General features: G+C 71.4%; 14 protein-coding genes and 1 pseudogene. 14 read left to right on the forward strand and 1 reads right to left on the reverse strand.

Features of this window, described 5'->3' with window-relative positions:
- Positions 1 to 501 precede the first annotated feature (501 nt).
- From ssd to OGH68_RS20150, 7 genes and pseudogenes are all read left to right on the forward strand, one after another.
- Positions 502 to 1,605 carry a septum site-determining protein Ssd gene (gene ssd, locus OGH68_RS20120; RefSeq protein WP_264245911.1) on the forward strand — a complete coding sequence of 368 codons (1,104 nt, stop codon included), beginning with the start codon at positions 502 to 504 and terminating at the stop codon, positions 1,603 to 1,605.
- Positions 1,602 to 2,750, forward strand: a complete 1,149-nt coding sequence (locus OGH68_RS20125; RefSeq protein WP_264245913.1) for a TadA family conjugal transfer-associated ATPase — start codon at positions 1,602 to 1,604, stop codon at positions 2,748 to 2,750. Before ssd ends, OGH68_RS20125 begins: the two co-directional genes overlap by 4 nt.
- Positions 2,751 to 2,806: 56 nt before the next feature.
- A complete protein-coding gene (locus tag OGH68_RS20130) occupies positions 2,807 to 3,598 on the forward strand; it encodes a type II secretion system F family protein (protein ID WP_413471118.1) in 792 nt (263 codons plus the stop codon).
- A gap of 200 nt (positions 3,599 to 3,798) precedes the next feature.
- Positions 3,799 to 4,383 (forward strand): type II secretion system F family protein, encoded by a 585-nt coding sequence (locus tag OGH68_RS20135; protein WP_413471010.1) that lies wholly within the window; start codon positions 3,799 to 3,801, stop codon positions 4,381 to 4,383.
- A gap of 75 nt (positions 4,384 to 4,458) precedes the next feature.
- On the forward strand, positions 4,459 to 4,659 hold the full coding sequence (locus OGH68_RS20140) for a DUF4244 domain-containing protein (protein WP_264245917.1): 201 nt from the start codon (positions 4,459 to 4,461) through the stop codon (positions 4,657 to 4,659).
- Positions 4,646 to 5,146, forward strand: a complete 501-nt coding sequence (locus OGH68_RS20145) for a TadE family type IV pilus minor pilin (protein WP_264245918.1) — start codon at positions 4,646 to 4,648, stop codon at positions 5,144 to 5,146. The genes OGH68_RS20140 and OGH68_RS20145 overlap by 14 nt, the downstream gene beginning before the upstream one ends.
- Before the next feature lie 116 nt (positions 5,147 to 5,262).
- Positions 5,263 to 5,496: pseudogene (locus tag OGH68_RS20150) on the forward strand (Rv3654c family TadE-like protein); the annotation flags it as partial.
- A gap of 40 nt (positions 5,497 to 5,536) precedes the next feature.
- Here OGH68_RS20150 and OGH68_RS20155 read toward each other — a convergent pair.
- Entirely contained in the window at positions 5,537 to 8,086 is a 2,550-nt protein-coding gene (locus tag OGH68_RS20155) for a DEAD/DEAH box helicase (protein WP_264245920.1), read from the reverse strand.
- Positions 8,087 to 8,164: 78 nt separating this feature from the next.
- On the opposite strand from OGH68_RS20155, the gene OGH68_RS20160 reads away from it, so the two are divergent.
- The 7 genes from OGH68_RS20160 to topA all read left to right on the forward strand — a co-directional run bounded on the left by OGH68_RS20160 (position 8,165) and on the right by topA (position 18,568).
- Positions 8,165 to 8,518 (forward strand): STAS domain-containing protein, encoded by a 354-nt coding sequence (locus tag OGH68_RS20160; protein ID WP_003967428.1) that lies wholly within the window; start codon positions 8,165 to 8,167, stop codon positions 8,516 to 8,518.
- 92 nt (positions 8,519 to 8,610) lie between these two features.
- Entirely contained in the window at positions 8,611 to 9,060 is a 450-nt protein-coding gene (locus tag OGH68_RS20165; RefSeq protein ID WP_264245921.1) for an ATP-binding protein, read from the forward strand.
- Positions 9,061 to 9,632: 572 nt separating this feature from the next.
- On the forward strand, positions 9,633 to 12,038 hold the full coding sequence (locus OGH68_RS20170) for a sodium-translocating pyrophosphatase (protein WP_264245925.1): 2,406 nt from the start codon (positions 9,633 to 9,635) through the stop codon (positions 12,036 to 12,038).
- 201 nt (positions 12,039 to 12,239) lie between these two features.
- Positions 12,240 to 12,827: a small secreted protein gene (locus tag OGH68_RS20175; RefSeq protein ID WP_264245926.1), complete on the forward strand. Its 588-nt coding sequence runs from the start codon at positions 12,240 to 12,242 to the stop codon at positions 12,825 to 12,827.
- Between the two features lie 215 nt (positions 12,828 to 13,042).
- Complete coding sequence (locus OGH68_RS20180; protein WP_264245928.1) at positions 13,043 to 14,542, forward strand: methyltransferase; 1,500 nt, start codon at positions 13,043 to 13,045, stop codon at positions 14,540 to 14,542.
- 778 nt (positions 14,543 to 15,320) lie between these two features.
- Positions 15,321 to 15,518: a hypothetical protein gene (locus tag OGH68_RS20185; protein ID WP_264245929.1), complete on the forward strand. Its 198-nt coding sequence runs from the start codon at positions 15,321 to 15,323 to the stop codon at positions 15,516 to 15,518.
- A gap of 224 nt (positions 15,519 to 15,742) precedes the next feature.
- On the forward strand, positions 15,743 to 18,568 hold the full coding sequence (topA, locus tag OGH68_RS20190) for a type I DNA topoisomerase (protein ID WP_264245932.1): 2,826 nt from the start codon (positions 15,743 to 15,745) through the stop codon (positions 18,566 to 18,568).
- Positions 18,569 to 18,626 lie beyond the last annotated feature (58 nt).

An 18,626-nucleotide genomic window follows, 5' to 3' on the forward strand; every position in this document is an offset into this window, starting at 1 on the left:
GTTTGCCTGAGAAGGCTCTCGGGTACACCATGGAAGTCACGGATCGTTCGCGACCGTGCTAACCCGGTCCGGCTCCTCCCCCCCGAGTCGGCCGGAGAAGACGACCCCCGCTCTCCCCCCCGGCGGGGGTCGTCGCATGTCCGGGCACGTTTTCGCCCCTTCGGGCCGGCCCGCAACCACTCCGGCGGCTCGCCTTCGTGCCTTGGTGTCACCGGACGGCCCACCCCCGGATATCTCACTCTGTGTAGCGGATGGGCTGCGCTCCGGCAGGTCTTCAGGAAGGTCTTCCTGAGCCCTTCCCGGCGTCGTCCATGAGGTGACGCGCACTCACCGGTATGAGCTACGGGGATATTCACAAGTGGCTAGTTGTCCACAGTTTTTCAGCAAGATCCACACGATTTCTCACTGCGTTGCACGGTGATTCCACCCGCGTAACTCGCGGGCTGAAGGAATCACGGATCTCGATGCGATGCGAGATCGCAGAGGGAAGGGGTGGAGATCGTGGCCGGATCCATCACATCGGACCGCTCGCGCGCCGCGGAGGAGCGGCCGGGCGGACCCCTGATCGTCACCGAGGACCTGGAGCTGCTCGACGATCTGCTGCGGCTGTGCGCGGCGGCCGGTGCCGAGCCCGAGGTGCACCACTCACTGCCGGAGCGGAACGGCGGATGGGAGGACGCGCCACTCGTCCTCGTCGGCGACGACGCCGCCGCACGCTGCCGTGGGGCCGCACGCAGGCGCGGGGTGCTGCTCGTCGGCCGTGACCAGGACGACCCGGACGTATGGCGGCGGGCCGTGGAGATCGGAGCCGACTGCGTACTGCGGCTGCCCGATGCAGAGAGCTGGCTCGTCGACCGTATCGCCGACGTCGTCGAGGGGGTCGGACGGCAGGCGCTGACCGTCGGAGTGATCGGCGGACGCGGCGGGGCCGGCGCCTCGACGCTCGCCACCGCGCTCGCGGTGACGGCGGCTCGCAGCGGCCGTCGCACGATGCTCGTCGACGGAGATCCGCTCGGCGGAGGTCTCGACGTGCTGCTCGGTGGCGAACACACAGAAGGCAGACGATGGCCGGATTTCGCCGCGTCGAAGGGCCGCGTCGCCGGTGGGGCACTGGAGGAGTCGCTCCCCGAGCTGCACGCCCTGCGCGTACTCAGCTGGGACCGCGGTGATTCCGTGATCATCCCTCCTGAGGCCATGAGGTCGGTCCTGGCAGCCGCCCGCCGCCGTGGCGGAGCAGTGGTCGTCGACCTGCCGCGCCGCGTCGACGAAGGCGTGGCGGAAGCGCTGGCACAACTGGACCTCGGCCTGCTCGTCGTCCCCGGCGAGCTGCGCGCCGTCGCGGCCGCCAACCGGGTCGCCTCGGTCGTCGGCATGGTCCTTCCCGACCTGCGGGTGGTGGCGCGCGGACCGTACGCGCCGGGGCTGGACGAGCAGTGGGTGGCGAACGCCCTCGGGCTGCCGCTCGCCGGTGAACTCCCGGCAGAGCCCGGACTGACCGCCGCGCAGAGCGGCGGAGCTCCGCCGGGCGGCAACAGCCGCGGACCGCTGGCCAGGTTCTGCACGGCCTTCTGGGACCGCGCGCTGGCCCGGGAGGGAGTCGCATGAGCTCCGGACTGCTGGAGGCGGTACGGCAGCGGCTGGCGGAGAGCGGTGCGGAGCCAACCCCGGCCCGGGTGGCTGCCGCGCTCCGGGCGCAGGGGCGGCTGCTCGGCGACGCCGAAGTGCTCGGCGGCACGGAGAAGCTGCGCTGCGAACTGGTGGGCACAGGGCCGTTGGAACCATTGCTCGCCGATCCGTCGGTCACCGACGTGCTGGTCTCCTCGCACGACCGCGTGTGGGTGGACCGGGGCAGAGGGCTGGAGCTCACCGAGGTGACGTTCACGGACGCGGCGTCGGTCCGCAGACTGGCCCAGCGGCTTGCGGCAGTGGCCGAGCGGAGACTGGACGACGCCCGCCCGTGGGTGGACGCCCGCCTGCCGGACGGGACACGAATGCACGCCGTGATCCCTCCGGTCGCCGTCGGCTCGACGTGCCTTTCGCTGCGGGTCGTGCGGCCCCGCGCCTTCTCCGTGGAGGAGCTGGTCGCGGCGGGAACGGTACCGCCGGGCGGGGACAGGCTGCTGCGGTCACTGGTCGAGGCCCGGCTGTCGTTCCTGATCAGCGGCGGCACGGGCTCCGGGAAGACGACTCTGCTGAGCAGCCTGCTGGGGATGGTGGGAGAGCGGGAACGCATCGTGCTGGCCGAGGACTCCGCAGAACTCCGGCCCGAGCATCCGCATGTCGTGCGACTGGAGTCGCGGTCGGCCAACCAGGAGGGCGCCGGGCGGGTGACACTCCGGGATCTGGTCAGGCAGGCGCTGCGGATGCGCCCCGACCGGCTGGTGGTGGGGGAGGTGCGCGGGGCGGAGGTCACCGAACTCCTCGCTGCTCTCAACACCGGCCATGAAGGCGGCTGCGGCACGGTGCACGCCAACGCGGCAGCGGACGTGCCGGCCCGGCTCGAGGCACTGGGCACCGCGGCAGGGCTCGACCGGGCCGCGCTGCACAGCCAGCTGGCAGCGGCTCTCTCGGTGGTGATCCACCTCGTGCGGGACAGGGCAGGCCGGCGGCGGCTGGCCGAGATCCATGTGCTGGAGCGTGATGCGGCGGGACTGGTGGTGACGGTGCCCGCGCTGAGGTGGGGCAACGGCGCGTTCGTGGCCGAGGCCGGGTGGGGGCGGTTGCGGGCGCTGGTCGGTGATGCGCTGTGAAGCCCGTGCATGCGCTGTGTGCGGCGGCGCTGTGCCTGGCCGGGGCCGCCTGGCTCATGGCCGGCCATGAGCGGGGACTGCGCAGGGCGCGGCTGCTGTTCGCGGACGCGGGTGCGGTGGCGTTGCCCCCGTGGTGGTCGTGGGCGCGGCTGCTGCCCCTGATCAGGCTGCGGAGGGAGTGGCTGTGCCTGCCGGCCGCTCTGACGGTGGCCCTTGTGGCCGCGTCACCGCTGCCGCTGGCTCTGGGAGCCGTAGCCGTGCCGCTGGTGCGGCGGTGGCTGCGCGCCAGGGAACACAGGAGGGACAGCGACCGGCGGGCCCGGGGAGTCATCGACCTGTGCGGCGCGACTGCGGGCGAGTTGCGGGCCGGGATGCAGCCCGCGCAGGCACTGCTGTTCGCCGCAGCGGCGACGGACGTGCTCGGCCGCGAGGAGGCCGCGGTGCTGGCAGCGGCCCGGTTCGGTGGTGACGTACCCGGGGCGCTGCGCACGGCGGCACGACAGCCCGGGGCGGAGGGGCTGGCCGGAATGGCGGCCTGCTGGCGGGTGGCCGTGGACAGCGGCGCGGGTCTGGCCGCCGGGCTGGACCGCCTGGAAGCGGCCCTGCGGGCCGAGAGCGACCAACGTGAGGACTTGGCGGCCCAGTTGGCGGGTGCCTGGTCGACCATCGCCCTGCTTGCACTGCTTCCGGCTGCGGGCCTGGCCATGGGATGGGCGCTCGGGGCGGACCCGCTGTCCGTGCTGTTCCACACACCGGCGGGCATCGCGTGCCTCGTGATCGGCGGGCTGCTCGAGACAGCGGGGCTGTGCTGGGCCGGCCGGATCGTGCGTGCCGGGGAGAAGGCGTGAACGGTGAAGTTGTGCACAGGCTGGGGACAGTTGTGGCGGTCCTGTCCGCGCTGGCCTGTCTGGTCTCGCTGATGACGGCGAAGCGGCGGGAGAGCAGGGCAAGGAAAAGGACTCGGGCTCTCCTTCGTATCGGCCCGAAACCCCGGTGCTGGCAAGTGGACTTATGGCGATGGGGCAGGAGATGGGCAGCCCCTCTGGGCGTGGCCGCTCTCGGCTGCGCCCTGATCGGCGGGCTTGCGGGCGGCGCCGCGGGGATCGTCGCGGCCTTCTGGGTGCGTCGACGGCAGCGTAGCCGTGACCCGGAGAAGGGTCCCGATGCCGGAGAGGCCGGTGAAGACGGGGAGGCGGCGCGACAACTGCCGCTGGCAGCCGACCTGCTGGCCGCGTGCATCTCGGCGGGAGCAGGCCCGCGCGAGGCCGCGGAGGCGGTCGGGGAGTCACTGGGCGGCCCTGTCGGCGGGCGCCTCGCGCGCACCGCGGCGCAACTGCGGCTCGGGGCCGAACCGGCGCCCGCATGGCGGTGGTTCGGCGGGACACCGGGCGCGGAGCCGCTGGCCCGCTGCCTGGAGCGGGCGGACTCCACCGGAGCACCCGCCGCGGAGCCGGTGTCGCGGCTGGCGGAGAGATTCCGTGCGGAGCGGGCCCGTGCCGTGTCGCGCCGGGGCCGCAGGGCGCAGGTGCTGATCACCGCACCGGTGGGTCTGTGCTTCCTGCCCGCGTTCCTCGCGGTCGGCGTGGCGCCGGTGGTGATCGGCCTGGCGGGCGGACTCCTGCACGGCAACTGAAGCTCCCACCGGACCGGCAACTGCCGGAAACGCACCAATCGGACAGACGACAACTTCGACAGACGGAGGTATGGCATGTGGAAAGCAATGCGTGGCCGGCTGAAGGCGCTGCGGCGCAGGATGCGTACCGACGGTGGAATGACGACGTCCGAGTACGCGATGGGAACGATCGCCGCGTGCGCCTTCGCGGCGGTGCTCTACAAGATCGTCACCAGCGGGACCGTATCGGGAGCGCTCGAAGCGGTGATCGGAAAGGCGCTCGATGCGCAGTTCTGAGGCGTCGCGTGCCGCCGGTGCCCGGGACAGGGGCTCCGTGACGGCGGAAGCGGCAGTGGCTGTGCCGGCCCTGGTGGTGTTCGCCATGGCCCTCGTCTGGGCGCTGACGGCCGCTGCGGCACAGATCCAGTGCGTGGACGCCGCCCGGGCCGGCGCTCGGGCAGCGGCACGGTCGGAGCCGAGGGCGGCCGCCCTCGCCGCCGCCCGGTCGGCGGCGCCGAAGGGCTCCGCGGTCACGCTGACCCGGAGCGGCGACCTGTGGCGCGTGCGCGTCGAGTCGGACACGCCGGGTCCGGGTGCGCTGGCCCTGACACTGAGCGCCGAGGCCGTGGCGTCGGCCGAGGACGCCGTCGGACGGGGAGCCGGCGCCGCCGGGCCCGCGGCGGTCGTCCGCCGGGACGCCGGGCGGGAAGCCCACGCCTCCGGAGGACGGGAGCGCCCCGCGACACGCACGGGTACGGCGGACACCGTGGCGGTGGTGCGGTGAGCGGAGGAGGCGGCGTGAACGGTGGCGGGGCTGTGGGCGAAGGCGGTGCTGTGGACAGCCGTGGCGCCGTGGAGGGAGGAGGTGGTGCTGTGGGCCGGGACCGTGGCTCGGCGACCGTGTGGGTGGCGACGGCGACCACCGTGCTGTGCGCAGTCTTCGCGATCGTGCTGGTGATGGGCCAGGCCGTGGTGGCACGTCACCGGGCGGGGGCTGCCGCCGACCTGGCGGCGCTCGCCGCGGCCGACCACGCCCTGAGCGGCACGGCCGACGCCTGCGCGAGGGCGGACCGGGTGGCCAGGGCCCAGGGCGCGGAAGTGGTGCGGTGCGCCGTGACGGGCGAGGTCGCGGACGTGACGGCGCTGGCGCGGTTCGGACCGTACGCCCCGGCGGTCAGGGCGCGGGCGGGGCCGCCGGGGCTTCCGGAGACGGTGCTTCGGGGGCCGGGTTCTGCTGAGCCGGGGCCGCCGGGGCGCCAGCAGACGGCGCTTCCGGAGCCGGGGCCGTTCGCAGGAGCTCCGTGAGCAGCCGCACCGCGCCCCGCTTGTGCAGCGGATCGTTGCCGTTGCCGCACTTGGGCGACTGGATGCAGGAAGGGCAGCCCGCCTCGCACTCGCACGAGGCGATCGCCTCCCGGGTGGCGGTGAGCCACTCCCTGGCCGTGTGGAAGGCCCGCTCGGCGAAACCCGCCCCGCCCGGATGCCCGTCGTACACGAAGACCGTCGGCAGCAGCGTGTCGGGATGGAGCGGTACGGACACGCCGCCGATGTCCCAGCGGTCGCACGTGGCGAACAGCGGCAGCATCCCGATGGAGGCGTGCTCGGCGGCGTGCAGAGCGCCGCCGAGCTGCTCCGGGCCGATCCGGGCGGCGTCCAGCTGGTCCTCGGTGACCGTCCACCACACGGCCCGTGTCCGCAGCGTCCGGGGCGGCAGATCGAGCTTGGACTCACCGAGGACTTCGCCGGTGATGAGCCGGCGCCGCAGGAAGGAGACAACCTGGTTGGTGACCTCCACCGAGCCGTAGCAGAGGCGCCCGTCGCCCCACGGGAGTTCGATGTCGGTCTCGAGCACCGAGATGGCGGTGGTGTCGCGGGCGGTGGTCGAGTACGGCGGGCTCGCCTCCGAGACCAGGGCGACGGAGTCGTCCAGGTCGAGCCGATCGACCAGGTACGTACGGCCCTGGTGAAGGTGGACGGCGCCGTCGTGGACCGCGGTGTGGGCGGCCCCCTCGTCGACCGTGCCGAGCAGCCGGCCGGTGGAGGCCTCGACGATCTGCACGGGGCGGCCGCCCTCGCCCCGGATGTCGGTGAGGTCGGCGGCCCGCTCGCGGCGGGTCCAGTGCCAGCCGGACGCACGCCGCCGCAGCAGCCTCGCCGCCTCGAGCTGGGGCATGAGATCGGCCGTGGCGGGCCCGAAGAGGTCGAGATCGGCGTCGGTCAGCGGCAGCTCCGCGGCAGCCGCGCACAGATGCGGTGCGAGCACGTAGGGATTGTCGGGGTCGAGGACCGTGGATTCCACCGGACGGTCGAACAGCGCCTCGGGATGGTGGACGAGGAAGGTGTCCAGCGGATCGTCGCGGGCCACCAGAACGGCGAGGGCACCCTGGCCCGACCGGCCGGCCCGGCCCGCCTGCTGCCACAGGGAGGCCCGTGTGCCGGGGTATCCGGCGATGACGACGGCGTCCAGGCCGGCGATGTCGACACCGAGTTCCAGCGCTGTGGTGGCCGCCAGGCCCAGGAGCTCACCGGAGTGCAGGGCGCGTTCGAGGGCGCGGCGTTCCTCGGGGAGGTAGCCACCTCGGTAGGCCGCGACACGCCCGGGCAGTGAGCGGTCCACCTCGGCGAGGCGTTCCTTGGCGATCACGGAGATCAGTTCGGCACCGCGGCGGGAGCGTACGAAGGCCACGCTGCGTACGCCGTGCACCGTCAGGTCGGTCAGGAGGTCGGCGGTCTCCGCGGTCGCCGTGCGGCGCACCGGTGCGCCCTTCTCCCCGTGGAGCTCGGTCAGGGGCGGTTCCCACAGGGCGAAGACGAGCTCGCCACGCGGTGAGGCGTCGTCGGCGACCTCCCGCACGGGCAGACCCGTGAGCCGGCCCGCCGCGACCGCCGGTTCCGCCGACGTGGCCGAGGCGAGCAGGAAGACCGGGTCCGCGCCGTAGCGGGCACACAGGCGGCGCAGCCGCCGCAGGACCTGCGCGACGTGGGAGCCGAAGACGCCGCGGTAGGTGTGGCACTCGTCGATCACGACGTAGCGCAGCGAGCGCAGGAACGAGGACCAGCGGGGATGGGAGGGAAGTATGCCGCGGTGCAGCATGTCCGGGTTGGTGAGGACGTAATTGGCGTACTGACGCACCCATTCGCGTTCCTCTACCGGCGTGTCGCCGTCATAGACGGCGGGCCGGATCCGGTTGCCGAGCGGTGCGGCGAGTTCCTTCACCGCACGCCGCTGGTCGGCGGCGAGGGCCTTGGTGGGCGCCAGGTACAGGGCGGTGGTGCCGCGGCCGTTGGGGGCCTCGGCACCGTCGAGCAGCGTGCTGAGCACCGGCGCCAGATACGCCAGCGACTTGCCGGAGGCGGTGCCGGTCGCGATGACCACGGACTCGCCGTCCAGGGCGTACTCGGCGGCGGTCGCCTGGTGAGCCCAGGGGTGCTCGATCCCGGCGCGCTGGACGGCGCTGATCACTTCCGCCCGGATGCGGTCCGGCCAGACGGCATGCCTGCCCGGTCGAGGGGGCAGGTGCTCCGTATGAGTGATGCGCGCAGCCCGGCTCGCACCTGCGGTGAGCCGGTCGAGGACCGAGCTGGGGGAGGGGCGGGTCGCCCCGCTCCCGGGCGGTCGACTGGGACGGTGATTCTTGGCCATCGGCACCGAGTGTGTCACTGGCGTGACGGACAATGGTCCCAAGGCGTCGTGCATGGCTGCTGGTAAGTGATTGAATGCCATCGCGGCTGGCGACCGTCTTCCGGCTCCGTCGGGGAGACTTGAAGGGCGGCCGCTCGATAGCAAGGTGCTGGAGGATCCGTGGACCTGTCCCTGTCGACTCGCAATGTGTCCGGACCTGGTGGCGACCGTACGGTCGTCGAGGTCGGTGGCGAGATTGATGTGTATACCGCGCCCAAGCTGCGCGAGCAGTTGGTCGAGTTGGTGAACGACGGCAGCTACCACCTGGTTGTCGACATGGAGGGCGTGGACTTCCTCGACTCCACCGGCCTCGGCGTGCTCGTGGGCGGGCTCAAGCGTGTGCGTGCGCACGAGGGCTCCCTGCGCCTGGTCTGCAACCAGGAGCGCATTCTCAAGATCTTCCGGATCACGGGTCTGACCAAGGTGTTCCCGATTCACACCACGGTCGACGAAGCAGTCGCCGCGACCGACTGACGGTCGGCCGGAGACTGCCGGAAGCAAGGAGGGGCCCCGGGCATCCAGCCCGGGCCCCTGAGAGGCACGCCCGTACGCCCGAGGGGGACTGCATGGCCACAGTCGAGCTTCGCTTCAGCGCCCAGCCCGAGCACGTCAGGACGGCTCGCCTGGTGGCCGCTGCCGTGGCTCGCCGTGCCGGGGTCGAGGAGGCGGTGCTGGACGAGGTCCGGCTCGCCGTCGGAGAGGCCTGCAGCCGTGCTGTCGGGCTGCACCGCAGCCACGGCATCACCGCGCCCGTACGGGTGATCCTGGCCGAGGAGGAGAAGACCTTCTCCATCGAGGTCGGTGACGAGGTGCCGGCCTCGGGCGCCGGTTCCACGGCCGTCTCCGCCGACGGCGTGAGCGCCGACGCGGAGAGCGTGGAGGCCGCGGAGGGCGAGGACGAGATGGGCCTCGCCGTCATCAGCGGTCTCGTGGACGACGTGGAGGTCTCCACCACGGAGGACGGTGGCGTCATCCGTATGAGCTGGCCGGCCGCGTCTGTCGTGGCCGCCCCCTGAGGCGTCGCCGCCCTCCCTTTGAGGCGTGGCCCCTGAGGGGCCCCTGCGGAGTGGCCTCGTGAGACATGGCCAGCCGTTGAAGCATGGCCGCACCTGCGACGTGGCCCTCTGAGGCATGGCCCCGTCCAGGGTGGTCTCGTGACGCGTGGCCTCCCCGCGGCATGGCCGCTCCCGAGGTGTGGCCCCTGAGGCGCGGCGCGCCCCCTGAGGCGTGACTCGCCCCCCAAGGCATGACGAGCCTCCGGCGGACCGCGTCGGATCGGACAGTCTCGTGTCCGGAAGGCGGACGGCACGAGCTGTGCCGCCGCTGATGTCGATCTTTTGTCAGCTGATCGTTCCGGATGATTTTCGTCGAAAGAGGCCCTGCTGAGCAGGGCCTCTTTCCTATTTTCTAGATCATCCATCCGGCGTCAATGCTTTTGCCCCGTTACCACTTTCGGGGTCGATTTCGGCGGCCGATCATTTGCTGAGTAGCAAGTCAAGGTCAATTACATTTATCGCGCCCTGTTTTGATCAGGTTCCGCTCCCTACAATCCGTCCACATCTTGAGCTCTGAACGTCAAGGAGGACGAATGGCGGGGCTCTTCAACCCACACCTGATCGATCACCCCACTTCTCTCTCAGCCGCGGTACTCACGAATGACAACCGACTGATCGTTATTGTGATCGCGGTCGTCGCCCTGGCGGCGCTCGTCGTCGCCCAGCTCCTGGTCCGCCAGGTGCTCGCCGCGGGCGAGGGCACCGAATCAATGAAGAAGATCGCGGCCGCAGTGCAGGAAGGCGCGAATGCCTATCTGGCGCGCCAGCTGCGCACCCTCGGCATCTTCGCCGTCGTGGTGTTCTTCCTGTTGATGTTGCTCCCGGCCGACGACTGGTCGCAGCGGGCCGGGCGTTCCCTGTTCTTCCTGGTGGGTGCGCTTTTCTCGGCAGCCACCGGATACATCGGGATGCGCCTTGCGGTCCGGGCCAATGTGCGCGTCGCCGCTGCCGCGCGCGAAGCGACTCCGGCGGAAGGCGAGCCGGAAAAGGATCTGACGGCCGTCGCGCACAAGGCCATGAAGATCGCTTTCCGTACGGGAGGCGTGGTCGGCATGTTCACGGTGGGCCTCGGCCTGCTCGGTGCCTCCTGCGTCGTACTCGTCTACGCGGCCGACGCGCCGAAGGTGCTCGAAGGTTTCGGCCTCGGCGCCGCGCTCATCGCCATGTTCATGCGTGTCGGCGGCGGCATCTTCACCAAGGCGGCCGACGTCGGCGCCGACCTCGTCGGAAAGGTCGAACAGGGCATTCCCGAGGACGACCCGCGCAACGCGGCCACCATCGCCGACAACGTGGGCGACAACGTCGGCGACTGCGCGGGCATGGCGGCCGACCTCTTCGAGTCCTACGCCGTCACACTCGTCGCTGCCCTCATCCTCGGCATGGCGGCGTTCGGCGACGCCGGCCTCGCCTTCCCGCTCATCGTCCCGGCGATCGGCGTGGTCACCGCGATGATCGGCATCTTCGCGGTCGCCCCGCGGCGCGCCGACCGCAGCGGGATGACGGCGATCAACCGCGGCTTCTTCATCTCCGCGCTGATCTCGCTCGCCCTGGTGGCAGTGGCCGCCTTCGTCTACCTGCCCGGTTCGTACGCGGAGCTGGACGGAGTGGGTGACGCCGCGGTCCGGGCGCACGACGGGGACCCGCGGGTGCTGGCACTCATCGCCGTCGCGATCGGCATTGTCCTGGCGGCGCTGATCCAGCAGCTGACCGGGTACTTCACGGAGACGAACCGGCGCCCCGTGCGGGACATCGGCAAGTCGTCGCTGACCGGCCCCGCCACCGTGGTCCTGGCCGGCATCTCCATCGGCCTCGAATCGGCTGTCTACACCGCCCTGTTGATCGGCCTCGGCGTGTACGGGGCCTTCCTGCTCGGCGGTACGTCGATCATGCTCGCGCTGTTCGCGGTGGCGCTGGCCGGCACCGGTCTGCTCACCACCGTCGGTGTGATCGTGGCCATGGACACCTTCGGCCCGGTCTCCGACAACGCGCAGGGCATCGCCGAGATGTCCGGTGACGTCACCGGCGCCGGAGCCCAGGTCCTGACCGACCTGGACGCGGTGGGCAACACCACCAAGGCCATCACCAAGGGCATCGCGATCGCCACGGCCGTGCTCGCGGCCGCAGCGCTCTTCGGCTCGTACCGCGACGCCATCGCGACGGCGGCCTCGGACGTGGGCGAAAAGCTGGGCGACAGCGCGCCGATGAACCTGGTGATGGACATCTCGCAGCCCAACAACCTGGTTGGTCTGGTCCTCGGCGCGGCGGTCGTCTTCCTCTTCTCCGGCCTTGCCATCAACGCCGTCTCCCGCTCCGCGGGGGCCGTGGTCTACGAGGTGCGGCGGCAGTTCCGCGAGCACCCCGGGATCATGGACTACACGGAGAAGCCGGAGTACGGGCGCGTCGTCGACATCTGCACCAAGGACGCGCTGCGCGAGCTGACCACACCCGGTCTGCTCGCGGTGATGACCCCCATCGCGGTCGGTTTCTCGCTCGGGGTGGGCGCCCTCGGGTCGTTCCTCGCCGGTGCCATCGGTACGGGCACCCTGATGGCCGTCTTCCTCGCCAACTCCGGTGGCGCGTGGGACAACGCCAAGAAACTCGTCGAGGACGGACACCACGGAGGCAAGGGAAGCGAGGCGCATGCCGCGACGGTCATCGGCGACACGGTGGGTGACCCGTTCAAGGACACCGCTGGCCCGGCGATCAACCCCTTGCTGAAGGTGATGAACCTGGTGGCGCTGCTCATCGCGCCCGCGGTGATCCAGTTCAGCTACGGGGACGACGCCAACGCCGGTGTACGTGCCGTGGTCGCGGTGCTGGCGATCCTGATCATCGTCGGTTCCGTGTACATCTCGAAGCGGCGAGGCATCGCCGTCGGCGACGAGGGCGGTGCTGCGGAGCGCAGCGCGAAGAAACCCGGTGCGGCGGTGGTTTCCTGACGCATGGTCAACGGACGGGCGGGCGGTGCGGCTTGAGGAGCCGCACCGCCCGCCCGTCCGTGTTCCGGGGGGTGCGGGTGAGGCTTGTCTCCCTTGGTGCAAATGGCTTCAATAGGGTCTTAACCGGGCGCACGACACGCGGTTGTCGCCCAGTTGGCGTGTATGTTCCGGGGCCGAGAGGCCTTGGAAGGGACCGATCCGGTGAACAAGAAGCTTGCAGCCGCACTGTCCAGCGGTGCGGTACTGGTACTCACGCTGTCGGGCTGCGGCGACGACGGCGAGGAAAAGGTGAACGCCTGGGCGAAGGAGGTCTGCGACCAGGCGCAGCCGCAGATCAAGAAGAGGGCCGACGCCCAGCAGGCCATCATCTCCACGGCCGCCGACGGCAAACCGGCCGACATCCAGGCAGCCGACTCCAAGGCGTTCGCGGACATCGCGGCGGCGGACAAGGCGCTCGCCAAGGCGATCAGGGACGCCGGAGCGCCTCCCGTCGAGAACGGCGAGAAACTCCAGCAGGACGCGGTGAAGGAACTCGACGCCACCGCCGGCGCCTACCTCGACCTGAAGAAGAAGGTCGACGACCTCGACCCGAAAAACCAGCAGAAGTTCGCCGACGGTCTGCAGACCGTCGCGGACGGGCTGAAGAAGATCGAGCGCATGGACCAGGCGGCACTGGCGAAGCTCCAGTCGGGCGAACTGGGCAACGCCATGGCGAAGCAGCCCGGCTGCCAGCGGGCCAAGACGTCCAGCCCCGCCGGCGGCACCTCCGCGTCGCCCGGCGACGCGTAGACCGGCAACGCGTAGACCGGCTAGGCGCAGACGAGGTCCGGAACCGGCGACGCGCGGACCGGTGACGCGCGGACCGGTGACGCGCGGACCGGTGACGCGCGGGTCCGGTCCCGAGCCGACGGGAGCGGACGCCGTCCGTGAACGGCCGCGCCGTACCGCGCCCGCAATCGCCGGGCCGTGCGGCGGTTGTCGTTGGTGGCGGCCACAATGGGCGGGTGAGTACGACCAGCCTCCCCGTGCCCGACCACTCGTCCCGGCTCCGCGAAGCGCTTCTCGCCGCAGCCTTCACCGCCGACGGGCTGCTCGACCTGCTCGGCGCCCCCGCCTACGCGGCGCTCGCCCGCAGCGAGACCGTGCCCGCCCTGCGCGCCACCCGTGGGACCGGCGCCCTGGAGACCCTCACTCGGCTGTTCCTGCTCCAGTGCGCCGTACCGCACGAGAGGGCGCGTGCCGCGCTGCCCCTCGAGGAGTGCCTCGCCGACGGCTGGGTGGTGCGCGACGGCGACGAGATCCGGGCCGCGGTGGACGTCCGGCCGTACGGCGGGCCTGAGGGGCAGGACTGGTTCATCGTCTCCGACCTCGGCTGCGCGGTCGGCGGTGCGGGGGGCGCCGGCGGCCAGGGCGAGGGGGTGGTCCTCGGGGTCGGCGGCGCGTCGACCACGCTCGCCGGCATCACCGTCCGTAGGCCCGTGGCCTCCGCGCTGGACCTGGGCACCGGCTCCGGTATCCAGGCGCTGCACGCCGCCCAGCACGCGACCCGGGTGACGGCCACCGATCTGAACCCTCGCGCACTGGTCTTCACCCGCCTCACGCTCGCCCTGTCCGGCGCGATGGAGGCCGACCTGCGTGAGGGCTCGCTGTTCGAGCCCGTCGGCTCGGACACGTACGACCTGATCGTGTCCAACCCGCCGTTCGTCATCTCCCCCGGTGCCCGGCTGACCTACCGGGACGGCGGGATGGGCGGGGACGACCTGTGCCGCACCCTTGTGTCGCAGGCGGGGGACAGGCTCAACGACGGCGGATACGCCCAGTTCCTGGCCAACTGGCAGCACGTTGAAGGGGAGGACTGGCAGGAACGGCTGCGCTCCTGGGTGCCGCGTGGCTGTGACGCCTGGATCGTGCAGCGCGAGGTGCAGGACGTGACGCAGTACGCCGAGCTGTGGCTGCGGGACAGCGGGGATCATCGCGCCGATCCCGCACGGTACGCGGCGCGTTACGACGCATGGCTCGACGAGTTCGAGGCGCGGAAGACGAACGCGGTCGGCTTCGGCTGGATCACCCTCAGGAAGTCCGGTTCCGAGCGCCCCTCGATCGTCACGGAGGAGTGGGCGCATCCGGTCGAACAGCCCCTCGGGAACAGCGTGCGCGCACACTTCGACCGGCAGGAGTATCTGCGTGCGCGTGACGACGCGGCGCTGCTCGCGGACCATTTCGTGCTGGCCCCCGAGGTCATGCAGGAGCAGGTCGGACTGCCGGGCGCCGAGGACCCGGAGCACGTGGTGCTGCGCCAGAACCGCGGTATGCGGCGCGCCACCAAGGTCGACACGGTCGGCGCCGGTTTCGCCGGGGCGTGCGACGGCAGCCTGAGCGCCGGGCAGATCCTCGACGCCATCGCGCAGCTGCTCGGGGAGGACCCTGTCCGGCTGCGTGACCGCACGCCGCAGGCTCTGCGGCTGCTGATCGACGAGGGCTTCCTGGAACCGGCCGCCCGCTGACGGGCGCGCCGGGCGCGTGCCGGGGTGGAATGTCTGCCCGCCCCGGGCGCCACGCCGACGATCGGCTGACGCCCACCGTTGGGCGACCACGCTGCCGGGTGCGCGGCCCGGGTGGTGCGCCCCGCTGACGTGGTCGGGCTTCGCCCCGGTGCGCGGCTCGGGTGCGGCCGCGCTTGGAGCGCCCGCCCCGGTGCACCGCTTCGGCGGGTGCGCCCGCCGCCGTCCCTACCCAGGGTGGACCGCTCTGGCCGGTGCCCGGCCCGACTGTGTCACGCTGGGGTGTCTGCCCCTGGTGTACCGCGTCGGCGGGTGCGCCCGCCGCTCCCCGTCCCCCGCCCCGGTGGTGCGCGCCGGCGGGCGTCGCCCCGGTGGCCACACTGCCGGGTGCCCGGCCCCGCCCAAGTGCGCTGCGCCGGCGGCCCGCCCCGCCCGCGGTCACAGCCCCGGCGGGTGCCCCGCCCCCAAAGGCCACCCGCCGACGTGGGCCCGCCCCCCGGGGGCCCGGCCGCCGCGCCGGCCGGGCCCCCGCCCCCTGGGGCGCAGCCCTGGGGCGCCGCCCCATGCCTCCGGCCCCGCCCTGTCCCCCACCCACCACTGGCTGGAATCGGCGGGGAAATCCGGCCAAGGTTCGTTTTGCGGCCGCATTTCCTGTGACGTCGACCGCGACCGGGCGGGTGAACCCCACGCGCCGTTCACCCGCAATTCGTGCCTGCGATGCCCAGAGGTGCCAGCCTCGCCCTGTAGGGATCTCGGCATCAGGGAAGGACCGGGTAGAGGCATGGAGAGCGGGCCAGCGATCTTCGCCGGGACGGCGTTCGCCCTGTTCGGGACCGGACTGCTGCTGTGGACCGGGACGCGGCTGGCGCACCGCAGGCCCGTCGCGCACGGCGTGACCGCGGCCACGGCCGGCACCTTCGGGATGCTGTTCGGTGCGGCCTTCCTCACTCTCGCCGTGTGGTGCTTCAGCCGCCTCTGAGGCGACGCCCGGGATACGACGTGCCGGGTCCGGGCGGCATGAATGGCTGGACTCGGGTTACCGTTCGAGTGGCCGTTGCGGGCTTTTGCCGTTTGACACGGGGGCGGGTTGTACCGTCACACTCCGCAGCGACAGCCGCGCCACAGCAGCGCAGCAAGGCATGAGTACCGCGTGCCGCAGTGCTGTGAGCGCCCATCGAGCGTCGACCGGAGAGAAGAGCGAAGTTGTCCCCGACCAGCGAGACCGCACAGGGCGGCCGCCGACTCGTGATCGTCGAGTCGCCTGCCAAGGCGAAGACGATCAAGGGCTATCTCGGCCCCGGCTATGTCGTCGAGGCGAGCGTCGGGCACATCCGCGACCTGCCGAACGGCGCCGCCGAGGTGCCGGACAAGTACACCGGTGAGGTGCGGCGCCTCGGCGTCGACGTCGAACACGACTTCCAGCCGATCTATGTCGTCAACGCCGACAAGAAGGCCCAGGTCAGGAAGCTCAAGGAGCAGCTCGCCGAATCCGACGAGCTCTACCTCGCCACCGATGAGGACCGCGAGGGCGAAGCCATCGCGTGGCACCTCCTCGAGGTGCTCAAGCCCAAGGTCCCCGTCCACCGCATGGTCTTCCACGAGATCACCAAGGACGCCATCCGGGACGCCGTCGCCAACCCGCGCGAGCTCAACAAGCGCATGGTCGACGCCCAGGAGACCCGCCGTATCCTCGACCGTCTCTACGGCTACGAGGTCTCGCCGGTCCTGTGGAAGAAGGTCATGCCGCGGCTGTCCGCCGGCCGTGTGCAGTCCGTCGCGACCCGTCTCGTCGTCGAGCGTGAGCGTGAGCGCATCGCGTTCCGCTCCGCCGAGTACTGGGACCTGACCGGCACGTTCTCCACCGGCCGCGCCGGTGACGTCTCCGACCCGTCCACGCTCACCGCCCGCCTGAACACCGTCGACGGACGGCGTGTGGCGCAGGGCCGCGACTTCGGCTCGGACGGCCTCCTCAAGTCCGATCAGGTGCTCCACCTCGACGAGGCGAACGCCCGGGCGCTGGCCGCCGCGCTGGAGGGCGCGTCGTTCGCCGTCCGCTCGGTCGAGTCCAAGCCGTACCGCCGCTCGCCGTACGCGCCGTTCCGTACGACGACGATGCAGCAGGAGGCCTCCCGGAAGCTGGGCTTCGGGGCCAAGGCCACCATGCAGGTCGCGCAGAAGCTGTACGAGAACGGCTTCATCACCTATATGCGTACGGACTCCACGACCCTCTCCGACACGGCGGTCTCCGCGGCCCGTGCGCAGGTCACACAGCTGTACGGCGCCGACTACCTGCCGGAGAAGCCGCGCGTGTACGCCGGCAAGGTCAAGAACGCGCAGGAGGCGCACGAGGCGATCCGTCCCTCCGGCGATCGCTTCCGCACGCCTGCGGAGACCGGGCTGACCGGCGACCAGTTCAAGCTCTACGAGCTGATCTGGAAGCGGACCGTGGCCTCCCAGATGAAGGACGCGACCGGTAACTCCGTCACCGTGAAGATCGGCGGCCGGGCGTCCGACGGCCGTGACGCCGAGTTCACCGCGTCCGGCAAGACCATCACGTTCCACGGCTTCATGAAGGCCTACGTCGAGGGCGCCGACGACCCGAACGCGGAGCTCGACGACCGTGAGCGGCGTCTGCCGCAGGTCGCCGAGGGCGACGCCCTGTCCTCCGAGGAGATCTCGGTCGACGGCCACGCCACCAAGCCGCCGGCCCGCTACACCGAGGCCTCGCTGGTCAAGGAGCTGGAAGAGCGCGAGATCGGCCGTCCGTCGACGTACGCCTCGATCATCGGCACGATCCTCGACCGCGGATACGTCTTCAAGAAGGGGACGGCCCTCGTCCCCTCGTTCCTTTCCTTCGCCGTGGTCAACCTGCTGGAGAAGCACTTCGGCCGGCTCGTCGACTACGACTTCACCGCGAGGATGGAGGACGACCTCGACCGCATCGCGCGGGGCGAGGCGCAGGCCGTGCCGTGGCTGAAGCGCTTCTACTTCGGTGAGGGCGACGCGGCCGGCGCCGCCTCCGAGGCGGGCAACGGCGACGGCGACCACCTCGGCGGCCTCAAGGAACTGGTCACCGACCTCGGCGCGATCGACGCCCGGGAGATCTCCAGCTTCCCCGTCGGCAACGACATCAAGCTGCGGGTCGGCCGCTACGGGCCGTACGTCGAGCGCGGTGAGAAGGAGGCCGAGGGCCACCAGCGCGCCGACGTCCCCGACGATCTCGCACCCGACGAGCTCACCGTGGAGTACGCGGAGGAGCTGCTCGCCAAGCCGAGCGGCGACTTCGAGCTGGGCACCGACCCGGTCAGCGGGCACCAGATCGTCGCGAAGGACGGGCGTTACGGCCCGTACGTCACGGAGATCCTTCCCGAGGGCACCCCGAAGACGGGCAAGAACGCGGTCAAGCCGCGTACGGCCTCACTCTTCAAGACCATGTCCCTGGACACGGTCACCCTCGACGACGCGCTGAAGCTGATGTCCCTGCCGCGCGTGGTCGGCACCGACGCCGAAGGCGTCGAGATCACCGCGCAGAACGGACGCTACGGCCCCTACCTGAAGAAGGGCACCGACTCGCGCTCCCTGGAGAACGAGGAGCAGCTCTTCTCCATCACGCTGGACGAGGCCCTGGCGATCTACGCGCAGCCCAAGCAGCGTGGCCGCGCCGCCGCCAAGCCGCCGCTGAAGGAACTGGGCACCGACCCGGTGAGCGAGCGTCCGGTGGTCGTCAAGGACGGCCGCTTCGGCCCGTACGTGACGGACGGCGAGACGAACGCCACGCTGAGGACCGGCGACAGCGTCGAGGACATCACACCGGAGCGCGGCTACGAGCTGCTCGCCGAGAAGCGCGCCAAGGGCCCCGCCAAGAAGAAGACGGCGGCCAAGAAGGCACCGGCGAAGAAGACGGCGGCCAAGAAGACGGCGGCGAAGAAGACCGCCGCCAAGAAGACGACCACCGCGAAGAAGACGACAGCCAAGAAGACCACCGCGAAGACAGCGGCCAGGAAGACGGCCGCGCCGACGGAGGAGTAGGCCCTACGGGGGACGGCCGCGCCGGGCGAGGCCTTGCAAGGGGCTGCCCGCGTACGGG

The sequence above is a fragment of the Streptomyces peucetius genome (assembly GCF_025854275.1).
GTDB lineage: Bacteria > Actinomycetota > Actinomycetes > Streptomycetales > Streptomycetaceae > Streptomyces > Streptomyces peucetius_A.

Excerpts from the sequence above, each read along its gene's own strand:
- OGH68_RS20165 (WP_264245921.1), top strand. The coding sequence starts at position 8,611 with ATGGCCACAGTCGAGCTTCGCTTCAGCGCCCAGCCCGAGCACGTCAGG.
- OGH68_RS20185 (WP_264245929.1), top strand. The coding sequence starts at position 15,321 with ATGGAGAGCGGGCCAGCGATCTTCGCCGGGACGGCGTTCGCCCTGTTC.
- OGH68_RS20130 (WP_413471118.1), top strand. The coding sequence starts at position 2,807 with ATGGCCGGCCATGAGCGGGGACTGCGCAGGGCGCGGCTGCTGTTCGCG.
- OGH68_RS20155 (WP_264245920.1), bottom strand. The coding sequence starts at position 8,086 with ATGGCATTCAATCACTTACCAGCAGCCATGCACGACGCCTTGGGACCA.
- OGH68_RS20170 (WP_264245925.1), top strand. The coding sequence starts at position 9,633 with ATGGCGGGGCTCTTCAACCCACACCTGATCGATCACCCCACTTCTCTC.
- OGH68_RS20140 (WP_264245917.1), top strand. The coding sequence starts at position 4,459 with ATGTGGAAAGCAATGCGTGGCCGGCTGAAGGCGCTGCGGCGCAGGATG.
- OGH68_RS20125 (WP_264245913.1), top strand. The coding sequence starts at position 1,602 with ATGAGCTCCGGACTGCTGGAGGCGGTACGGCAGCGGCTGGCGGAGAGC.
- OGH68_RS20145 (WP_264245918.1), top strand. The coding sequence starts at position 4,646 with ATGCGCAGTTCTGAGGCGTCGCGTGCCGCCGGTGCCCGGGACAGGGGC.